The sequence below is a fragment of the Pseudomonas sp. ACM7 genome (genome assembly GCF_004136015.1).
GTDB classification, from domain to species: Bacteria; Pseudomonadota; Gammaproteobacteria; order Pseudomonadales; family Pseudomonadaceae; genus Aquipseudomonas; species Aquipseudomonas frigoris.
The window spans coordinates 2,089,391-2,107,031 of record NZ_CP024866.1 but is presented as its reverse complement, the minus strand read 5'-3'; the positions used below and the strand labels follow the sequence as shown (position 1 = coordinate 2,107,031).

Genomic DNA, 17,641 nt, shown 5'->3' with positions numbered 1-17,641 from the left:
CACACAAATTAAGTGTGCGACACCAAAACAATGTGGGGCTTGCTCGCGAAGGGGCCAGACGAGTCACCCGAGATTAAGGGGACACATTCTTGTGAATCGTCCTACACGATCCACAGACCCCATGAACTGTGCCCTGAATGGCCGCGATGCTAGTTTGCCTGACGTTCACGGAGGGCAGACGTTGACGATAAAAATGACGGTGTTACTGAGCACTTTTGCACTGGTTTTATCAGGCTGCGGGACCGCTGTCACGGTGCTGCAGGATGACGAAGACGCGGCGCGTAGCCTTAGAAAGCAAAAGACCTACTGTCAGTCCATCCCTCGTATCTACAGCGGCTTGGCGTACGACTTTTGCGTATTAAACGCAGCGCCTGATCCCACGGGTATTCTTTTGCCGTTCGTATTGGTGGATTTCACCCTCTCGGGTGTTTTCGACACCGTCCTCCTGCCCTATACGGTTTACCGCCAAGCTGCCGACGGCAATATCAGTATTTACTGGAGGTCAGGCCGCGGATGAGCAATGCCGCATGCTTTCGCCCGGATGATCTTTACGGGGGCAATATGCGCTGGGTCATTCCCGCCATGTTTACGCTATAATCCCGCCCTTTAGCTGCCACTCGCCCTTTGCGAGGGCACATTAATCTTTGAGGCGCCTTGCGCCTGCATGCAGACTAAAGAGGCTAGACCCCTGTGGCATTGACGATTCTTGGCCTGTCCGGCGCCCTTAGCCATGATCCTTCCGCAGCTTTGTACATCGACGGCAAGCTGGTCGCGGCGGCTGAGGAAGAGCGCTTTGTGCGCGATAAACATGCAAAGAACCGCATGCCTTACGAGTCGGCGAAGTTCTGTCTCGAGCAGGCCGGCATCAAGCCATCCGACGTTGATGTGGTAGCGATTCCGTTCGCGCCGATCAGCCTGTTCGGCAAGGCTCGCTGGCATTACGCCAAGCGTTACTGGTACGCCCCGGACCGCGCGCTCGACGCGATCCTGATGGGTAACCGTCGCTACAAACGCTATCGCAACAAGATTGTCTGGTGCCTCGAGCAATTGGGTTTCGATCCGAAGAAAATCAAGATCGAACCGGTCGAGCATCACCTGGCCCACGCCTCCAGCGCTTACCACTGTTCCGGTTTCAAAGAGAAAACCGCGATCCTCGGGATCGACGGCAAGGGTGAGTACGCCACGACCTTTTTCGGTTACGGCGAAAACGGCAAGATCCACAAGATCAAGGAATTCTTCGATCCGGACTCCCTCGGCGGCCTGTACGGCGCGATCACCGAGTTCCTCGGTTTCGAGATGCTCGACGGTGAGTTCAAGGTCATGGGCATGGCGCCGTACGGCGATGCCAGCAAATACGATTTCTCGCGCCTGGCTTCGTTCGAGAACGGCGAGCTGGTGATCAACACCGACTACGCCAACGTCATCGGCCTGCGTCGTTATAAAGAGAAGGGCAAGGGTTTCTACTTCTCGCCGAAGCTGATCGAGTGGCTGGGTCCCAAGCGCGAAGGCGACATCGCCGACGAGCCGTACATCCACTACGCCGCGAGCATGCAAGCGCTGTTCGAAAAGATCTCGCTGCAGATGATCGACCATTACCTGGGTGACGTGCTCAAGGAAACCGGCAAGCTGGCCTTCGCCGGTGGCTGTGCGTTGAACGTCAAGCTGAACCAGAAAATCATCGCCCGCGATGACGTTAAAGAACTGTTCGTGCAACCTGCGTCCGGCGATGCCGGCACCGCGGTCGGCGCGGCGGCCTATGTGTCCCACGCCCGTGGTGTGCCGGTCGAGAAGATGGAACACGTTTACCTCGGCCCGTCGTACACCAACGAAGACGTCCTCGCTGCATGCGCCCGTCACCCGAGCAAGCCGGTATGGCGCAAGCTTGAGAACATGCCGGAAAACATCGCCAAAATCATGGTCGATGGCAACCCGGTGGCCTGGTTCCAGGGCCGCATGGAGTTCGGTCCGCGGGCCTTGGGCGGTCGTTCGATCATTGGTTGCCCGAGTGCGACTGGCGTGGCTGATCGCATCAACCACCAGATCAAGTTCCGCGAGCGCTGGAGGCCTTTCTGCCCGTCGATGCTCGACACCGTTGCACCGCAGATGATCAAGATCGATCACCCGGCGCCGTTCATGACCTTCACCTTTGAAGTGGCGGAAGAGTGGAAGACCCGCGTGCCGGAAGTCGTCCATGAAGACGGTACATCGCGGGCCCAGGTGCTCAAGCGCGAATACAACCCGCGCTACTACGACATGATGAAGGCGCTGGAAGTGCTGACCGGTAACGGCGTGTCGCTGAACACCTCGCTCAACCGTCGTGGCGAACCCATGATCTGCTCGCCGACGGATGCCCTGAACATGTTCTTCGGTTCCGATCTACAGTATCTGATCATGGAAGACATCCTGGTGGTCAAAGAGGGCGCGGAAGGGTACGGTTTTGACTGAAACACTGATCAGCGTCGTTATTCCAGCCTACAACTATTCCCAGACCCTGCCGCGGGCAGTGGAGTCAGTACTGGCGCAGTTGGTTGAGGGGCGGACGGAGCTGTTGGTCATTGATGACGGCTCCACCGACGCAACGCCTGAGGTGGTCGAAAAGCTTTTGGCGGTTCACGTCGGGCGCTTCCGTGCTTTGCGTAAAACCAACGGAGGGCTTTCTTCTGTTCGCAATCTAGGGATCGAAGAGACGAGCGGGCGTTTTCTGATCTTTCTCGACGCGGATGACGAGATGGCCCCGGGCGCGCTGGCGGCGTTGATTCATCACATTGCGAACAACCCTGAGAGCCGTTTGATCATTGGCGGACATTGGTCGGTGTTTGCTGACGGCAAGCGCAGTTTGCAGACCGTAAAGCCGTTGCCGGCCAGTGCGCGGCAGCTCGTGCGCGGCTACTTGCTGGACAAGACTGTGTCGATTTCCAACGGTGCTTGCGCGATGCATCGTGATGTCTTCGCACCAGGCAACTACCCCGAACATTTGCGCAATGTTGAAGACATTCCAGTATTCGCTCAGGTGTTGGCGCGGTTTCCCTGCAGCGTTCTCGATCAGCCTCTGGCGCTCATCTATAAGCACGCCGACAGCATGCGACATGATTTGACCCAAAGCCTTGCGGCGGGCACGGGAATGGTCGGAGAGGTTTTTTCTTTCGAGCGCATGCCTGAAGAGTTGCATGATTTGCGTCAGGCGTTTTTGGTGCAGCGTTGTCTGTCGTTGTTTCGCGATTGTTACGTCGGGGGCGAATATGCACTGGCCAAGAAGTTCTATCTTCAGGCTTTACGCGCAGACTGGCGAACGCTCACACGCTGGTCCTACACACGCAAGGCGGCGCGTCTGCTGTTCAGGTAAGTAGTCGAGACCGTGATGACAACTCATTGTGCTGTCTTCGAGCATATTGTTCAGTGTTAATGGCTGATGACAAGGCTTGAAGTTGATCGGGCAGACGCTACTTGAGACTGTCGCAAGCTATTTATTGGACTGATTTGCGCCAAGCGTTGTGCGCGTAGTTGAGGGGGGCGGATGTTAGATACTGGCAGTAAGGCGGGGGCTCTGATCTCGAGGATTATTGGTGAATATCCGGTCAGGTTGGCGTTCTGGGGTAGCTTGCTGCTTTCCCTGATTGCGGTGCTGGGAACGGCGACTGTCGGACGTGATGCTGCGTTTTACATCGATATTGCTCAGCAGATCACGGATAACGGGCCAAAAGTGGCCTGGCAGACCTTCGACTGGCCCTGGTTCTCCTATCTCCTGGCCGGTACTCATATCGCCCTGCATTTGCCGTTGGAGCTGAGCGCCTATTTATGGTGTGGCATCTTTCTCGCCGGCACCTGCGCGTTGATGGTTGATTGTGTCCGCCAGCGCTCTGCGGACAACGCTCGGTGGGCCTGCCTGGTGGTTCTGGCAATGCCCGCAGTCAATGCTTTTCGAAACGACATCATTCGCGAATATGGTTTCTGGTTTTTCTGCACCCTGACGCTCTGGCTTGCTTTGCGATGGCAGGCGCGTGGCGGCTGGCTTCGTGCGGCGTTCATCCACTTGGCAATCGTGGCGGCCGCGTTGTTTCGCCTTGAAGCCTTACTGTTGATACCTGCGTTGGGGCTTTGGCAAGTATCGAATCTTTGGTCGCCCACGCGGCGCAAGCAGTTCCTGCAGTTTATGCTGTTGCCCGCGCTGGGGTTGGTTGTGGTCGCGGTTTCGGGCGCTTTTTCGGCTGCACGTGTATCGATCTATCTGGATATGCTCAATCCGCACAATGTGTTTGCGTCGTTCGATCAGTTGTCCGGGCAGTTTTCCAGATCGCTGATCAATAAGTACTCGCAGGACGAGGCCGGGCGAATCATTTTCTTTGGCATCCTGGCATCCATGTTGATTAGCATCGTGAAACTGATGGGGCCTTTCGCTGTTCCGTTTGTTTTGCGAAGCAACTGGAGTGTTTTGCGGGCTTACTGGCGCGACTATCGCCCGTTTGCCTGGGCCGCTTTGCTGTATGGAGTAGTGCTGGTTCTGTTCTATTTGAAGCAGCAGTTCATGAACACTCGCTACTTGAGTTTCCTGAACTTGTTGTTCGTTCCTGTGCTAGCGGCGGCGTTGGCGGTCTTTGTCCGTCAGTTTCCGCGCTGGGGCAAGGCGCTGGTGGTGCTGGGTTTGTTGGTGATGCTGTCTAACGTGGTTTCCACCAGTCCGGGGAAGACTCATTATGTCGAGGCAGGCCACTGGGTGGCCGCCCATATTGAGCCGGACGCACCGGCTTACTTCGAAGATGGTCGCATTGGTTATTACGCCGGTCGTGGCTATGTGCTCAATAGCCTGACCCGGGAGGAAGCGATGTCCTCGGAGCACGCGGGCGATTTTCGCTATTTCCTGATCGATGCGCGTGGCGACGAGCCTTGGCTAAGTGGATGGCTGGCGGAGCACAAGCAGCGCGTTATTGCCCGTTTCGCCAATCGCAAAGGCGCCACCGTATTGGTGATCGGCCAGTAGCGTTTAGTCCAGCAGCTGGCGCAGACGCTCGATCATTGGGGTCTGCCGATGAGTAGGCAGACCTTGGCGATAACCTTCAAGGAAGGTGTCGCCGGCATCCTGGCCCAGCAACCACTGCCGATCTTCGTTGTAACGCAACAGATGGGCAAAATTGCGCAGCCGTTTGCTGTCGCCCAGGGCGCTTTTTTGGCAGCGCAAGTCCGCGATGTCGATCAACCCCAGGGTGTTTTCAGGTGTCAGCACCACGTTGCCAAAATGCAGCGACCGAAAGTACACCCCTTTCTCGTGCAGGCGGGCAATGAAACCCCCAAGTTGGGATCTCAAGGCGTTGGCCTCTTCGGTCGTGGTTTGCAGCTGACGTACCGTTGTACCTTCAAGGGGGCTGTAATAGACGCCATCGCGCTGGATGCTGGGGATGCGATACACCGCGATAATTTTCGGGCAGGGAATGTCGCGCAGCTCCAGGGCCCGAGTGTTGTTGGCAAAGCGTTGAGCGTAGGGGTAAAACAGCGCGGAACTGAGCAGGCGCTTGCGGCGAAACAGCTTGAGCATGCGTCCGTCGGCCAATCTGAGCACCTTGTCGCCGGAGCCGTCAGCTTCCAGTACGTGCGCGCCTTCGCGCAATGCCTCGTAGGTGCTGTGATCAATCGCTTGCATGCCTGACTCCCCCATCATAAGCCGGCTATCTTAACCGACTTGGCCAGAGGCTGGCCTGCGTCATGTTCATTGGGGAAAAAGGGGCGTGTGATATCATCCGCTCCTCACTGATTTGCGCGGATTCTTATGAGCAGTCCTGAACCGAAAGCCCAGTCTACGCTGGCGATCTATTTCCGCCTTTTGGCTTACGTAAAGCCTTACGTGGGCCTGTTCATACTGAGCATCGTAGGGTTTCTGATCTTCGCATCGACCCAGCCGATGCTCGCTTATATCCTCAAGTACTTCGTCGACGGGCTCGCCAACCCGGAAGCCAGTCTGTTTCCTGGAAACCCTTACCTGGGCAAGTTGCAATTGCTGGAAACCGTACCGTTGATGATTGTCGTGATCGCGGTCTGGCAGGGTGTGGGGTCTTATTTGGGTAACTTCTTCCTGGCGCGGGTTTCCCTGGGCCTGGTTCACGATTTGCGGGTAGTTCTGTTCAATAAGTTGCTGGAGCTGCCGAACCGCTTCTTCGACAAGAACAATTCCGGCCACCTGATTTCTCGTATCACCTTTAACGTCACCATGGTCACCGGTGCTGCTACCGATGCCATCAAAGTGGTGATTCGTGAAGGCATGACCGTGATTTTCCTCTTCTGCACGCTGCTGTGGATGAACTGGAAACTTACGCTGGTGATGCTGGCCATCCTGCCGTTGATTGGCATGATGGTGAACAGCACCAGCCGTAAATTTCGCAAGCAAAGCAAAAAGATTCAGGTTTCGATGGGCAACGTCACTCACGTTGCATCCGAGACCATCCATGGCTATCGCGTGGTGCGCAGCTTCGGCGGCGAAACCGATGAAAAGGTCCGCTTCAAGGATGCCAGCCAGAGCAATACTGACAAGCAACTAGCGATGACCAAGACCGGCGCGGTGTACACACCGATGCTGCAACTGGTGACCTATAGCGCCATGGCCGTGGTCATGTTTCTGGTGCTGTATCTGCGCGGCGACGCATCGCCTGGCGATCTGGTGGCCTACATCACCATGGCGGGTCTGCTGCCCAAGCCGATTCGTCAGCTCTCTGAAGTCAGCTCCACCATCCAGAAGGGAGTGGCGGGTGCCGAGAGTATTTTCGAACAGTTGGATGAGCCCGCGGAAGTCGATCAGGGCACGGTTGAATATGACCGCCTTGAGGGGCGTCTGGAAGTGCGCAACCTCAGCTTCCAGTACCCGGAAAGCGACAAGCAGGTGCTCAACGACATCAGCTTTATCGTGGAGCCCGGTCAGATGGTCGCATTGGTCGGACGCTCGGGCAGTGGCAAGTCCACACTGGCTAGCCTGATTCCACGCTTCTATCAGCACGAACAGGGGCAGATTCTGCTCGACGGTGTGAAGGTCCAGGATTTCACCTTGCGCAGCCTTCGTCGGCAGATTGCCCTGGTGACCCAGCAGGTCACCCTGTTTAACGACACCGTGTCCAACAACATAGCCTACGGTGACCTCGCTGGTGCGCCCGTTGAAGAAGTGCGCAGGGCGGCTTTGGAAGCCTATGCCGACGAGTTCATCGCCAAGATGCCCCAGGGCTACGAAACCATGGTGGGTGAAAATGGCGTGCTGCTGTCCGGCGGCCAGCGCCAGCGTATCGCCATTGCCCGGGCCTTACTCAAGGATGCACCGCTCCTGATTCTCGATGAGGCGACTTCTGCCCTCGACACCGAGTCCGAGCGTCATATCCAGGCAGCCTTGGATCAAGTGGTGAAGAACCGTACGACCCTGGTGATTGCCCACCGTTTGACCACCATCGAGAAGGCCGACCTGATTTTGGTCATGGATGAAGGCCGGATCGTCGAGCGCGGCACTCATGTAGAACTTCTGGCGCTCAACGGCTACTACTCCCGTCTGCACGCCAAAGAGTTTCAAGAGGGTGACGAGGTGCAATCGACACACGTGATTGGCGCATGCTGAGGCTGCTTCGAAGCTGGCGCGAACGTGGCTGGACCGAGATCGACCGTAACGCTTACGAGCAGGCCTGGCAGCGTTTTGGCGGCAGCTTCGCCACTCACCCGCAGGTGGTAGAGCGCTTGTCGACATTTGTCGGCATCAAGCTGCGTTATCTGGGCTGGATCGTGGACGGTGCTGTCGTGGCAGCCGTTCCTTGCTGGGGGCGCCACATCGCCTTGTCCAAGGAAGTGCTGAAGCGCGAGGGCAAGCGCGGGTTGCTGGACATGGGCAATGCGGAGATTATTCTGCCTATCGCCCCGGACGTCGAGGTACCGGTGCGTCAGCGCATGGCGTATGTTTCGGAGCTCAATGTCCGACAGATCAGCACCTTGCGCGAACTCCCCCAAGGGCTGGCGCTGGCGCGAGCGCCTGAAGACTATTCGAAAAAATTCCGCTACAACCAGCGGCGTGAACAGCGCCTGCTGGAAGAAGCGGGCGGCGAGTTGATTCCGATGTCCCGGCTGTCAGCGCAGGAGCAAGCGGCTGCGTATGGCGAGCTGTTTCAGCGCCGCTGGGGGTTTGCAGTCCCCGGCAAGGCAGGACTGGCAGAGGTGTTCACTTTGCTGCGTGAGTTCATGACCGGCTCTGTGGTGATGTTGGACTCGGTGCCCATCGCGACCCAGATTCTGTATCGCGTCGAAGCGCCCCAATGGGTTTCCCTGGAATACATAAACGGCGGTGTCGACCCTCAGAATCGCGAGTTCAGCCCGGGTAGCGTGCTCAGTTTCGTCAACACTCAGCAGGCCTGGGAAGACGCGCGGGCGTTGGGTAAAGTTCTGCGTTATTCATTCGGTCGTGCCGACCGCGAATATAAGGATCGCTGGTGCCATAAGGTGCCGGTCTATCAGGTCTAATTCATGAGTGCTCGCAAACAACGGCTTCTCAAGGCTCATCGGCGCAATAAGCGAGTGTTTCTCGTTGCTTTCCTGCTGACACTGGCGGTACTCGGTTTCTGGCTGGGGTGGTGGATGGTGCCATTGCTGCTGGTGCTGGCTTGGGTGGCTCACGAGGCGTGGTTTGCCGATCACCTATTTTACCGGGCCTCTGACGATTACCAGTACGGCTTTCCCGGCGGTACCGCGCATCAAACGGTGAATCTTGAAGCTGACTTGGTACGTCTGAGCGAGCCGCTGGCTGATGGCGAAACACTCATACTCGAACTGGAAGTGAAAACCACTTGGCTGGGTCGCTGGCTGGATCCGTTTGTCGAGGTTGGTGATGATCGTCAGGAGTTCGAGCGCGGCGTAAAAGGGCGGCGTTTCCTTAATCTCTCAGGGCAGGGCGCGATGCTTGCCCAGGGTTCGCTGGCGGTGCGTGGACGCTATTGCACCCTGGCTGCCACGGGGGCGCTGTGGGTCATGGCCAATCCCGATTATGCGCAGCAGCGCGTGATGATTATGGCGCCCCACGCCGATGATGCTGAGCTGGCCGCGTTCGGCCTTTACAGTCGCAGTGAAGAGGTCAGCATCGTCACCTTGACTCAGGGCGAAATCGAGGCCGAGAATTTTCAGCGCCTGGGGCTGAGCGAGTCTCAGGCGGCGCGTCTGAAAGGGCGTCTGCGCAGCTGGGACAGCCTGGCCATTCCGCTGTGGGGTGGCGTGCCCGTCAACCGCTGCGTGCAATTGGGCTATTACTGCCTTCAATTGCCGTTGATGGCCGAGGAGCCTGCCAAGTCGTTTGGCTCGCGCGAGTCCGGGGACAGCGATGTTCGCCCTGTACGCCGGCAAAACCCGATGATTTTGCCCGCTGATATCGACGGGGCACCGACCTGGCAAAACTTGATCGCCGACCTGGTAGCGCTACTGGAACATTTCCGTCCCGAGGTGGTGGTGACTCCCCATCCCGAACTGGACCCTCACAGCGATCACGTCGCGTCAACCGGCGCGGTTCTTGAAGCCATCGCCGCCAGCGCCTGGAAGCCTGGGACCCTGCTGATGTACGCCAATCATCTACATGACAACGACCGCTGGCCCATGGGGGCGGCTGGTGCCGGTATCGCCTTGCCGCCGGCCATCGAACCATTGCCTGTCGACAAGCTGTGGAGCCCGCAGCTGTCCTCTGACGAGCAACTGGATAAGGCCATGGCGCTGGCAATGGAGCATGACCTGCAGGAGGCTCCGGTTTTCAAACGTCAGTTGCGACGTCTGATTCAGCAGGCATTGGCCGGTCGGCGCTGGCCCGCCACAGGCAGCAACGAGTTTTTCCGCAAGGCGGTGCGGCGTCACGAATTGTTCTGGGTGCGCGACCTTTGAGATTGAGGCGGACGGCGCTTTTCCATGTGTTAGTATCGCGCCCCTGTTAATTTTGTATGCGGGTTGCTCCATGAAGTTGTCCATGCCGCGATTCGATCAAGCCCCTGTCTTGGTAGTCGGCGATGTCATGCTCGACCGTTATTGGCATGGTGGTACCTCTCGGATTTCTCCTGAGGCACCTGTTCCGGTAGTCAAGGTCGAGCAAATCGAGGACCGCCCGGGCGGTGCCGCGAACGTTGCGTTGAACATTGCCGCCCTCGGCGCGCCTGCCTCGCTGGTCGGTGTGACCGGCGACGATGAAGCCGCCAACAGCCTGGTCAATAGCCTCAAGGGTGCTGGCGTGCGGGCGTTGTTCCAGCGCATCGCGCATCAGCCAACCATCGTCAAGCTGCGGGTCATGAGCCGTCACCAGCAATTGCTGCGTATCGACTTCGAAGAGCCGTTCGCCACCGACGCTCTGGCGTTGACGGGGCAGGTCGAAGAACTGCTTGAAGGCATCAAGGTGCTGGTCCTTTCCGATTACGGCAAAGGCGCGTTGAAAAACCATCAGGTGCTGATTCAGGCCGCCCGTGCTCGTGGCATTCCAGTGCTGGCCGATCCCAAGGGCAAGGATTTCTCCATCTACCGTGGTGCGAGCCTGATTACCCCGAACCTCAGTGAATTCGAGACCATCGTCGGCGGTTGCGCCGATGAGCACGAGTTGGTGAGCAAGGGCGCACAGCTGATGCACGATCTGGACCTTGGCGCGTTGCTGGTGACCCGTGGCGAGCACGGCATGACGTTGCTGCGCCCTGATCATCCGGCGCTGCACCTGCCCGCTCGGGCCCGTGAAGTGTTTGACGTAACCGGTGCCGGCGACACGGTGATTTCGACCCTGGCGGCAGCGATCGCCGCCGGCGAAGAGCTGCCGCACGCGGTAGCACTGGCCAATCTGGCGGCTGGCATCGTGGTCGGCAAGCTCGGTACGGCGGCCATCAGTGCCCCCGAGCTGCGTCGCGCCATCCAGCGTGAAGAAGGGTCCGAGCGCGGCGTGCTGGGCCTTGAGCAGTTGTTACTGGCGGTCGACGACGCGCGTGCGCATAAAGAGAAGATCGTCTTCACCAACGGTTGCTTCGACATTCTGCATGCCGGCCACGTGACCTACCTCGAGCAGGCACGTGCCCATGGCGATCGTTTGATCGTTGCAGTCAACGATGATGCGTCGGTGAGCCGTCTGAAAGGGCCGGGTCGTCCGATCAACAGTGTCGACCGTCGCATGGCGGTGCTGGCGGGTCTGGGGGCGGTGGATTGGGTGATCAGTTTCCCTGAAGGAACACCGGAAAATCTGTTGCGTGAGGTTAAGCCGGACGTGCTGGTGAAGGGGGGGGACTACGGGATCAACCAGGTAGTCGGCGCTGACATCGTGACCGCTTACGGCGGGACGGTGAAAGTACTGGGGTTGGTGGAAAACAGCTCGACAACGGCGATTGTCGAGAAGATCCGCAGCCGTTGACGGGATGAACGACTCCCTTCATGTATGGCGTGGGAACGGGCTTGGCTATACGCCAGCGCCCGTACCTATTGCCCAGTACATACCCGATCCGATCACCTGTTTTTGTCTCTTGGTACACTAATTTATGAAAGTCATGCTCTTGGTGATGGACGAGCAGCGCGTCATATTGGATCGCCTGTATGAAATCGTGCAGCAGAATTGCACTGATTGCGTTGTCTATCGCCTAAGCAAACTGCAACAGATGAATCTCGGTCCGTTTCTCGCCTCGGTCAATTATCAGGATTTTGACCGAGTCGTGATTTTCTCGAGGGTAAAGCGCCTCGTCACTCAACTCAGTGTGCTGAAGTGTATTCCCAGGCTGATCTTTCTTGAGCATGACGCCTATCAGAACTACATGCCCGGCAGTAAGTACCGGCGTGTCTATTCGCGCCTGTACAGCCGTCTTCCCAGCGCTCGTGTGCTGGTGTCGGGCGCTGTTGTCGCGCGTCGGATGCAAGCTGAAAATATTGACGCGGTGTTCGTGTCCAAGGGATATGACGAACAAATGCTGCGCAATGTCGGCGGTACTCGCGACATTCCTATCGGCTTTCTGGGCAGTCTGAAAAGTACCGAATATGCGCAGCGCAAGGCGGTCCTTGAATCCTTGGCTCGGCGGACCGGCATGCTGGTGACCCGGACCAAGTCCGGCGCCGAATATCTGGAAACACTTAATCGCATCAAGATTTTTGTCAGTGCCGATATCGGCATGGGCGAATTCATGATCAAGAACTTCGAAGCCATGGCGTGTGGCTGTGTCCTGCTGGCCTGGAGTCAGGGTGAAGAAGACGGGCTGCTGGGTTTCCAGGATATGCACAACACTGTGTTCTACCGCTCCGAAGATGAAGCCGTGGAAAAACTCAAGCTGTTGGAAAGTGATCCCGAGTTGGCGTCTCGCATCGCCAGCAATGGGCAGGCGTTCGCGGAGAACCAGTATTCCTTCGCTCGTGTGGGATGTGCCCTCGCCGCTGAAATACAGCGTGAAATGCGTCCTTGGCAACCGCCTTCAGCGTTCATTCGCCTGTGGGTCAAGTTACGCCACGGGATGAAGGTTCCAGGGTAAATGGCCGATTCTCAACAGCCGCAAGCCAGCGAGAAGATGGCGCTGGATACGATGCCTGGCGGTCATCAGTCTGTCATCGATGGACTGCCGCCGGAGCTGAAAGAGTGCTTGCGCAACGCGGTCCGCGTGGTGTTGGTGGCCAATAATCCGGCGATCACGACGGCCGATTTCCAGGCGCTGAATATCGGCACCGATGACGTGGTTGTCAGCTTCAATAGCTGTGTGAAATCTGCACTACTGTGCCCGCAGAGCGTCAATGTGTTCGTGCATGGTTTTAATGCGCCGGACGCTTACTTTTTCGGCCTTCCCTATGGGCCGCAAGTGCAGCAACTGTTCGAATGCCCCGACGCCCGTTGTTTCACGATGCTGGTGGGCAGCACTGCAGCGATGTGTGCTTTACCGCGCGTGGCGCTTTATTGGGAGCGCATTCCGCTGCCGCCGCTGTGGAATTACCCGGTCGACCGGCCGGGGGGCAAACGTTACGTCGGACCTTCCACGGGTTTCAATGCGCTGGTGTTGTTTGACTGGCTGCGCAGCCATGCCGGTTACACCTACCAGCTAATGACGCTGGGGTTTTCCAACGAAGCAGGAAAGTTCTGGGGCGGTCACGCCTGGGACTATGAGCGAGACTGGCTGCTCAAGTCAGATGTCATCCTCGTACCTTTGCGGCGTCGGCGTTGGTGGCAAGTGGTGTTTCGTCGCAAATGAATGATCAGGTGCGGCACGGATACCAATATGGCGCCGTGAAGAGGTCGATTATTTTCCAGGGAGCAGTTAAGTGTTAAATGTTGCGGTGGCGTTTTTTGGTATTCCAAGAAATTCGGAAATCTGCTTTCCGTCCATTCAAGAAAACGTGCTTGCGCAGCTCCCTGCGGACAGCAACGTAAAGTACTTCTACCATCTCTATAAAATCGACGAAATCCAGAACTCGCGTTCAGGTGAAACAGGTGAGTTGAGCGCGGACAACTACGAGGTCTTCCAGTCCATGACCGGCGTGCTTGCCTCGACGGAAGGCGTTCTGGACCGCTGGGACTTCGAGCGAGTGAAAGCACAAGGCGATACTTGGGCTGATGAGCACGTGTCCCTCAGGAACCTGATCTATCAGCTCAATTCGCTGCACACTGTCACGGCCATGATGGGGTCCTTCAATCCTGATTTCGTCGTCTTCGTGCGCCCCGATAACTTCTATCACACACCGCTTCCCGCTTATGTGTTCAAGCACCCTGAAACCAGGCGGCTGAATGTCTACATTCCCGATTGGCAGTGGTGGGGAGGGCTGAACGATCGGTTTGCCATCTGTGGGCGTGATGCTTACCAGGCCTATGGCAAAAGGATCGAGCACATCTTCGATTTTTGTAAGGCGACGGGAAGAAAGCTGCATTCCGAGCGGCTGCTCAAATACGTACTGCAACAGGCCGGAACCAAAGTTTGCACCATGGACACCACGGCTTCGCGTGTTCGTATCACCAGTGCATTCGCTGATGAGTCGTTCTCTCCCAAGCGAGGCATGGGCAAGCGAGAGAATCGCTACTTCCACCTGTTTGCGCGGTTACGTACTCTCATGGACAAGCGGCGATCAGATTAGGCCGAAGGGGGATAGGACGTCAGCTCATCGTGCGCTAGCGTCTTCGTACCAATCGCACTAGTTGCAGTGCCTTGGCGCCGAGTTTAATCAGTCCTTGTCGTTGAGTTTTTGGCACCCCTAGCCCCTGTTGTGCGACCCAGTCTTTCCAGCGAATACGTTCTTCACGGACCACCCAACCTTCCTGGGTGGCAAAGCTTTCCGCCAGGTACAGTCCTCGGGTGCTGGCCGGCAACAACTGGTCACGCTTGAGGGTATAGAGCTCGGGAAAAGGCACACCATCTTCAAGCGGCATCAGATACAGATCAGGACGTTTTCGATCGAGCCGGGCCACCAGTTGATCGCCTTCCAGTCGTTCGTCGACATGGAACAGGCTCAGGGATTTGGCCTCCTTGGGCACGTCCAGGCGCAGGTCATAGATCAATTGCAGCGAGGCCGTCGGTAAATGCACGTAAGCCCGCGGGCGTTCGATCAGCTGCATCTTGGCGCAACGCACCGGCCGCGCCGAGCCGGACAGCGGCGTCAGGCGAAACGGCAGGGCTTCGCGATAATGCAGCGCGGACGAGTAGGGCGCCGGCAGCCAAGTGTCGTTGAAACGCCCGCCGAGCCAGCCTTCCGGGGTTTCCAGCAGGCACTCTTCGGCAATTTCCTGAATCGCGGTGTGCAGCGGCAGGTTCAGCTCATGGGCGGGCACGTAACCGGAGATCAGTTTGAGCACCACGTCGCCGCGGTCTTGCCGACGTTGACGCACCAACACCCAGTAATCGCGATTCTGCCAATGCAGGGTCAGGCGCACCGAAACCCCGAGGTTGGCCAACTCAAGCGAAAACCGCTGTGTGTCGGCTACCGTCACCGGGCGGCGACGTTGCAGCGTCTGGGAGAAATTGAGCGGCATCCCGACGCTTTGATAACTCAGGCCTTCGGGAGTCGCTTCGACGAATAACGGCAGGGTCTTGAAGTTGCTCGGGTTCTTTCTTATGAGCGTACGCGGCATGTCGGCTCCTGCTTAAGGCCGCGTGGGCGGCATCAGTTTCTACGTAGGACCTGGGCAACGGTCGCGACGTTGTGGGCGAGGTGCAGCGGATTAATGGTCCCGACAATAGCACTGGCAACACCCGGATGTTCAAACAACAACTCGAAGCTGGCGCGAACAGGGTCCACACCCGGACTCAGGCATACGTGGCCGCTGGCGAGGGCTTTTTTGACCAGAATGGCTTTGCCGTGGGCAGCAGCATAGTCAATGACCGGCTTCTCGTTCTGCTCGTTCAGATTGTAGGTGACCATCGCGCAATCACCTTGTTCCAGAGCCTTCAAACCACCTTCGACGGTTTTGCCGGAAAAACCGAAGCCGCGAATCTTGCCTTCAGTCTTCAACGCCGCGAGGGTCGCATAGACTTCGCTGTCGTTGAGGATCGCCAGGTCGTTGCCGTCGGAGTGCACCAGCACCAGATCGATGAAGTCCGTTTCCAGCCGTTGCAGACTACGTTCCACCGACAGCCGGGTATGAGCGGCGCTGAAGTCGTGACGGGACTGGCCGTCGGCAAACTCTTCGCCGACCTTGCTGACGATCACCCAATCCTGACGCTGACCCCGCAGCAATGGACCGAGGCGTTCTTCGCTGCGGCCGTAGGCCGGGGCAGTGTCGATCAGGTTGATGCCCATGTCGCGCGCGAGTTTGAGCAGCATGCGCGCTTCGTCGTCATCGGGAATCTGAAAACCGTTGGGATATTTCACGCCTTGGTCGCGGCCGAGTTTTACCGTGCCCAGGCCCAGTGGCGAAACCAGCAGGCCGGTGCTGCCCAGCGGGCGATGCAGATCGTGCAAAGTGGGTTGGCTCATGGCAGCAGTTGCTCCCAGGCAGGGATGCCCATCGGCGGTTTTGGCAGGTCGGGCAGCGGGGCAGAATTGCTTGGCTGGATGCCGTCGCGCTGCAAGGACGCGATGACGCGATCAGCAAAGTCCGGAGCCAGCGCCAGTTTGGTTGGCCAACCGACCAGCAGCCGGCCTTCTTCGGCAAGGAATGCATTGTCAGGACGGGTCAGTCCCGATTGCAGTGGCTCGGCGCGATCCACTCGAAGAGTGGCCCATTGTGCTGTGCTCAGGTCGATCCATGGCAGCAGCTGGCCGAGTTCTTTCTGCGCCGTGGCGATTTGCTCGGCTGGGGTACGGGCAACACCCTCGGCTTCGGCGATATCACCGCCCAGATACCAGACCCATTGACCATCGGCGGCCGGATGGGTCGTCACGGTAATGCGCGGCTTGGTGCCGCCGCCCAGGCAGTGCGCATACAGTGGTTTGAGGCCCGGACCTTTGGCGATGATCATGTGCAGTGGCCGGCGTTGCATGGCGGGCTGACTCAGCCCCAGCGCTTCGAGCAGCGCTGTCGTACCGGCGCCGGCGCTCAATACGATGCGTTGGGCGCGGATTTCGCGCTCGTCGACTTTGAGGCCGACCAAAGCGCCACCTTCCAGCAACGGTTCGATTTTTTGGCCGGCGAGCAAACCATCACCCGCCAGATCGGCCAGGCGCTGGATCAGGCTCGGCACGTCGATCACCAGTTCCGCCAGGCGATAGACCTTGCCCTTGAAGCGCTTGTCTTGCAGGGCTGGCGGCAGTTGATCGCCCTTGACCTGATCGACACGGCCGCGCACCGCTTTGCTAGCGAAGAAACTGGTGAGGTTGCCAGCGATCGTGCCGGGGGACCAGAGGTAATGGGCTTCGGACAGCAGGCGCACGCCGGTCAGATCCAGTTCGCCGTCACCGGCCAAGGCTTCACGCCAGCGACGCGGCATGTCGGCGATGGCTTCCGAGGCACCGGTCAGGGCGCCATGCAATGCGTACTTGGCGCCGCCATGGATGATGCCTTGGGATTTCACGCTTTGCCCGCCACCGAGGCTGGCACTTTCCACCAGCACGGTCGAAAAACCCTGGCGGCGCAGGCGCGCATTCAGCCAGAGGCCGGCGACACCAGCGCCGACAATCAGAACGTCGGTGGAAATAACGGATGGCATGCAGCGACCTCAGTGTTCAAGACGAGGGCGCAGTATACAGACTCGACGAAGAGGGGATTTGTTGGTGAACAATCGGCTGGATGCAAAAAAACTGTGGGAGCGGGCTTGCTCGCGAAGAGGCCGTATCAGTCGGCATCAGCGTTGCCTGACACACCGCTTTCGCGAGCAAGCCCGCTCCCACAGTGGGATTGTGTTTCGGGTGTTAGTGGCCGGCGGTTTTGGAGAACAGCTGAATGACGACAACGCCGAGCACAATCAACGCCATCCCCAGCATTGCCGGCACATCCAGTTTCTGCCCGTAGATAAACAGCGCCGCGACGCTGACCATCACGATTCCCATACCGGCCCACACCGCGTAAGCCACGCCCACCGGAACGCTGCGCACCACCAGCGTGAGCATCCAGAAGGCAATGCCGTAGCCGACAATAACCAGAATCAGCGGCAGTGGCGTGCTGAAACCTTTGACCGCTTTCATCGAAACGGTGGCGATCACTTCGGCGCAGATGGCAATGGCCAGGTAGTAGTAAGCGGTCATAGGTGCATCCTCGTGTGAAGTGTTGCTTTCTGAGGTCGGCATTTTAGAGATTCTC

Annotated in this window: 16 protein-coding genes; 11 read left to right on the top strand and 5 right to left on the bottom strand. The window is 58.2% G+C overall.

Annotated features, from left to right (window positions below):
* Positions 1-181: 181 nt before the first annotated feature.
* From CUN63_RS09955 to CUN63_RS09940, 4 genes are all read left to right on the top strand, one after another.
* A complete protein-coding gene (locus CUN63_RS09955; protein ID WP_129445080.1) occupies positions 182-517 on the top strand; it encodes a YceK/YidQ family lipoprotein in 336 nt (111 codons plus the stop codon).
* 173 nt (positions 518-690) lie between these two features.
* Positions 691-2,445, top strand: a complete 1,755-nt coding sequence (locus CUN63_RS09950; protein WP_129439072.1) for a carbamoyltransferase — start codon at positions 691-693, stop codon at positions 2,443-2,445.
* Positions 2,438-3,343, top strand: coding sequence for a glycosyltransferase family A protein (locus CUN63_RS09945; RefSeq protein ID WP_129439070.1), 906 nt, complete (start codon positions 2,438-2,440; stop codon positions 3,341-3,343). The genes CUN63_RS09950 and CUN63_RS09945 overlap by 8 nt, the downstream gene beginning before the upstream one ends.
* A gap of 171 nt (positions 3,344-3,514) precedes the next feature.
* On the top strand, positions 3,515-4,975 hold the full coding sequence (locus CUN63_RS09940) for a hypothetical protein (RefSeq protein ID WP_129439067.1): 1,461 nt from the start codon (positions 3,515-3,517) through the stop codon (positions 4,973-4,975).
* Positions 4,976-4,978: 3 nt separating this feature from the next.
* Here the strand turns inward: CUN63_RS09940 and CUN63_RS09935 are convergent, their stop codons facing one another.
* Positions 4,979-5,632: a lipopolysaccharide kinase InaA family protein gene (locus CUN63_RS09935; protein WP_129439064.1), complete on the bottom strand. Its 654-nt coding sequence runs from the start codon at positions 5,630-5,632 to the stop codon at positions 4,979-4,981.
* A 126-nt stretch (positions 5,633-5,758) separates the two neighbouring features.
* Here CUN63_RS09935 and msbA point away from each other — a divergent pair, with 126 nt between their 5' ends.
* The 7 genes from msbA to CUN63_RS09900 all read left to right on the top strand — a co-directional run bounded on the left by msbA (position 5,759) and on the right by CUN63_RS09900 (position 14,043).
* The gene (gene msbA, locus CUN63_RS09930) at positions 5,759-7,579 is read left to right on the top strand and encodes a lipid A export permease/ATP-binding protein MsbA (RefSeq protein ID WP_129439062.1); all 1,821 of its coding nucleotides are present in this window, start codon (positions 5,759-5,761) and stop codon (positions 7,577-7,579) included.
* Positions 7,573-8,469, top strand: a complete 897-nt coding sequence (locus tag CUN63_RS09925; protein WP_129439060.1) for a GNAT family N-acetyltransferase — start codon at positions 7,573-7,575, stop codon at positions 8,467-8,469. The genes msbA and CUN63_RS09925 overlap by 7 nt, the downstream gene beginning before the upstream one ends.
* A 3-nt stretch (positions 8,470-8,472) precedes the next feature.
* The gene (locus tag CUN63_RS09920; protein ID WP_129439058.1) at positions 8,473-9,867 is read left to right on the top strand and encodes a PIG-L deacetylase family protein; all 1,395 of its coding nucleotides are present in this window, start codon (positions 8,473-8,475) and stop codon (positions 9,865-9,867) included.
* Positions 9,868-9,937: 70 nt separating this feature from the next.
* Positions 9,938-11,359: a bifunctional D-glycero-beta-D-manno-heptose-7-phosphate kinase/D-glycero-beta-D-manno-heptose 1-phosphate adenylyltransferase HldE gene (hldE, locus tag CUN63_RS09915; protein WP_129439056.1), complete on the top strand. Its 1,422-nt coding sequence runs from the start codon at positions 9,938-9,940 to the stop codon at positions 11,357-11,359.
* Positions 11,360-11,483: 124 nt separating this feature from the next.
* Entirely contained in the window at positions 11,484-12,458 is a 975-nt protein-coding gene (locus tag CUN63_RS09910) for a glycosyltransferase (RefSeq protein WP_129439054.1), read from the top strand.
* Positions 12,459-13,166 carry a hypothetical protein gene (locus CUN63_RS09905; RefSeq protein WP_129439052.1) on the top strand — a complete coding sequence of 236 codons (708 nt, stop codon included), beginning with the start codon at positions 12,459-12,461 and terminating at the stop codon, positions 13,164-13,166. It abuts the gene before it with no gap.
* A gap of 70 nt (positions 13,167-13,236) precedes the next feature.
* The gene (locus CUN63_RS09900; protein ID WP_129439050.1) at positions 13,237-14,043 is read left to right on the top strand and encodes a hypothetical protein; all 807 of its coding nucleotides are present in this window, start codon (positions 13,237-13,239) and stop codon (positions 14,041-14,043) included.
* Positions 14,044-14,077: 34 nt separating this feature from the next.
* On the opposite strand, the gene CUN63_RS09895 is transcribed toward CUN63_RS09900, so the two are convergent.
* From CUN63_RS09895 to CUN63_RS09880, 4 genes are all read right to left on the bottom strand, one after another.
* Positions 14,078-15,034 carry a metal ABC transporter ATPase gene (locus tag CUN63_RS09895; protein WP_129439048.1) on the bottom strand — a complete coding sequence of 319 codons (957 nt, stop codon included), beginning with the start codon at positions 15,032-15,034 and terminating at the stop codon, positions 14,078-14,080.
* A gap of 32 nt (positions 15,035-15,066) precedes the next feature.
* A complete protein-coding gene (locus CUN63_RS09890; protein ID WP_129439046.1) occupies positions 15,067-15,879 on the bottom strand; it encodes an aldo/keto reductase in 813 nt (270 codons plus the stop codon).
* Positions 15,876-17,051, bottom strand: coding sequence for an FAD-binding oxidoreductase (locus CUN63_RS09885; protein WP_129439044.1), 1,176 nt, complete (start codon positions 17,049-17,051; stop codon positions 15,876-15,878). Before CUN63_RS09885 ends, CUN63_RS09890 begins: the two co-directional genes overlap by 4 nt.
* Positions 17,052-17,253: 202 nt before the next feature.
* A complete protein-coding gene (locus tag CUN63_RS09880) occupies positions 17,254-17,586 on the bottom strand; it encodes a multidrug efflux SMR transporter (protein WP_008027887.1) in 333 nt (110 codons plus the stop codon).
* Positions 17,587-17,641 lie beyond the last annotated feature (55 nt).

Bases quoted from the DNA above. Each gene is read 5' to 3' on its own strand.
- CUN63_RS09940 (WP_129439067.1), top strand. From the start codon at position 3,515: ATGTTAGATACTGGCAGTAAGGCGGGGGCTCTGATCTCGAGGATTATT.
- CUN63_RS09935 (WP_129439064.1), bottom strand. From the start codon at position 5,632: ATGCAAGCGATTGATCACAGCACCTACGAGGCATTGCGCGAAGGCGCG.
- msbA (WP_129439062.1), top strand. From the start codon at position 5,759: ATGAGCAGTCCTGAACCGAAAGCCCAGTCTACGCTGGCGATCTATTTC.
- CUN63_RS09925 (WP_129439060.1), top strand. From the start codon at position 7,573: ATGCTGAGGCTGCTTCGAAGCTGGCGCGAACGTGGCTGGACCGAGATC.
- CUN63_RS09920 (WP_129439058.1), top strand. From the start codon at position 8,473: ATGAGTGCTCGCAAACAACGGCTTCTCAAGGCTCATCGGCGCAATAAG.
- hldE (WP_129439056.1), top strand. From the start codon at position 9,938: ATGAAGTTGTCCATGCCGCGATTCGATCAAGCCCCTGTCTTGGTAGTC.
- CUN63_RS09910 (WP_129439054.1), top strand. From the start codon at position 11,484: ATGAAAGTCATGCTCTTGGTGATGGACGAGCAGCGCGTCATATTGGAT.
- CUN63_RS09905 (WP_129439052.1), top strand. From the start codon at position 12,459: ATGGCCGATTCTCAACAGCCGCAAGCCAGCGAGAAGATGGCGCTGGAT.
- CUN63_RS09895 (WP_129439048.1), bottom strand. From the start codon at position 15,034: ATGCCGCGTACGCTCATAAGAAAGAACCCGAGCAACTTCAAGACCCTG.
- CUN63_RS09890 (WP_129439046.1), bottom strand. From the start codon at position 15,879: ATGAGCCAACCCACTTTGCACGATCTGCATCGCCCGCTGGGCAGCACC.
- CUN63_RS09885 (WP_129439044.1), bottom strand. From the start codon at position 17,051: ATGCCATCCGTTATTTCCACCGACGTTCTGATTGTCGGCGCTGGTGTC.
- CUN63_RS09880 (WP_008027887.1), bottom strand. From the start codon at position 17,586: ATGACCGCTTACTACTACCTGGCCATTGCCATCTGCGCCGAAGTGATC.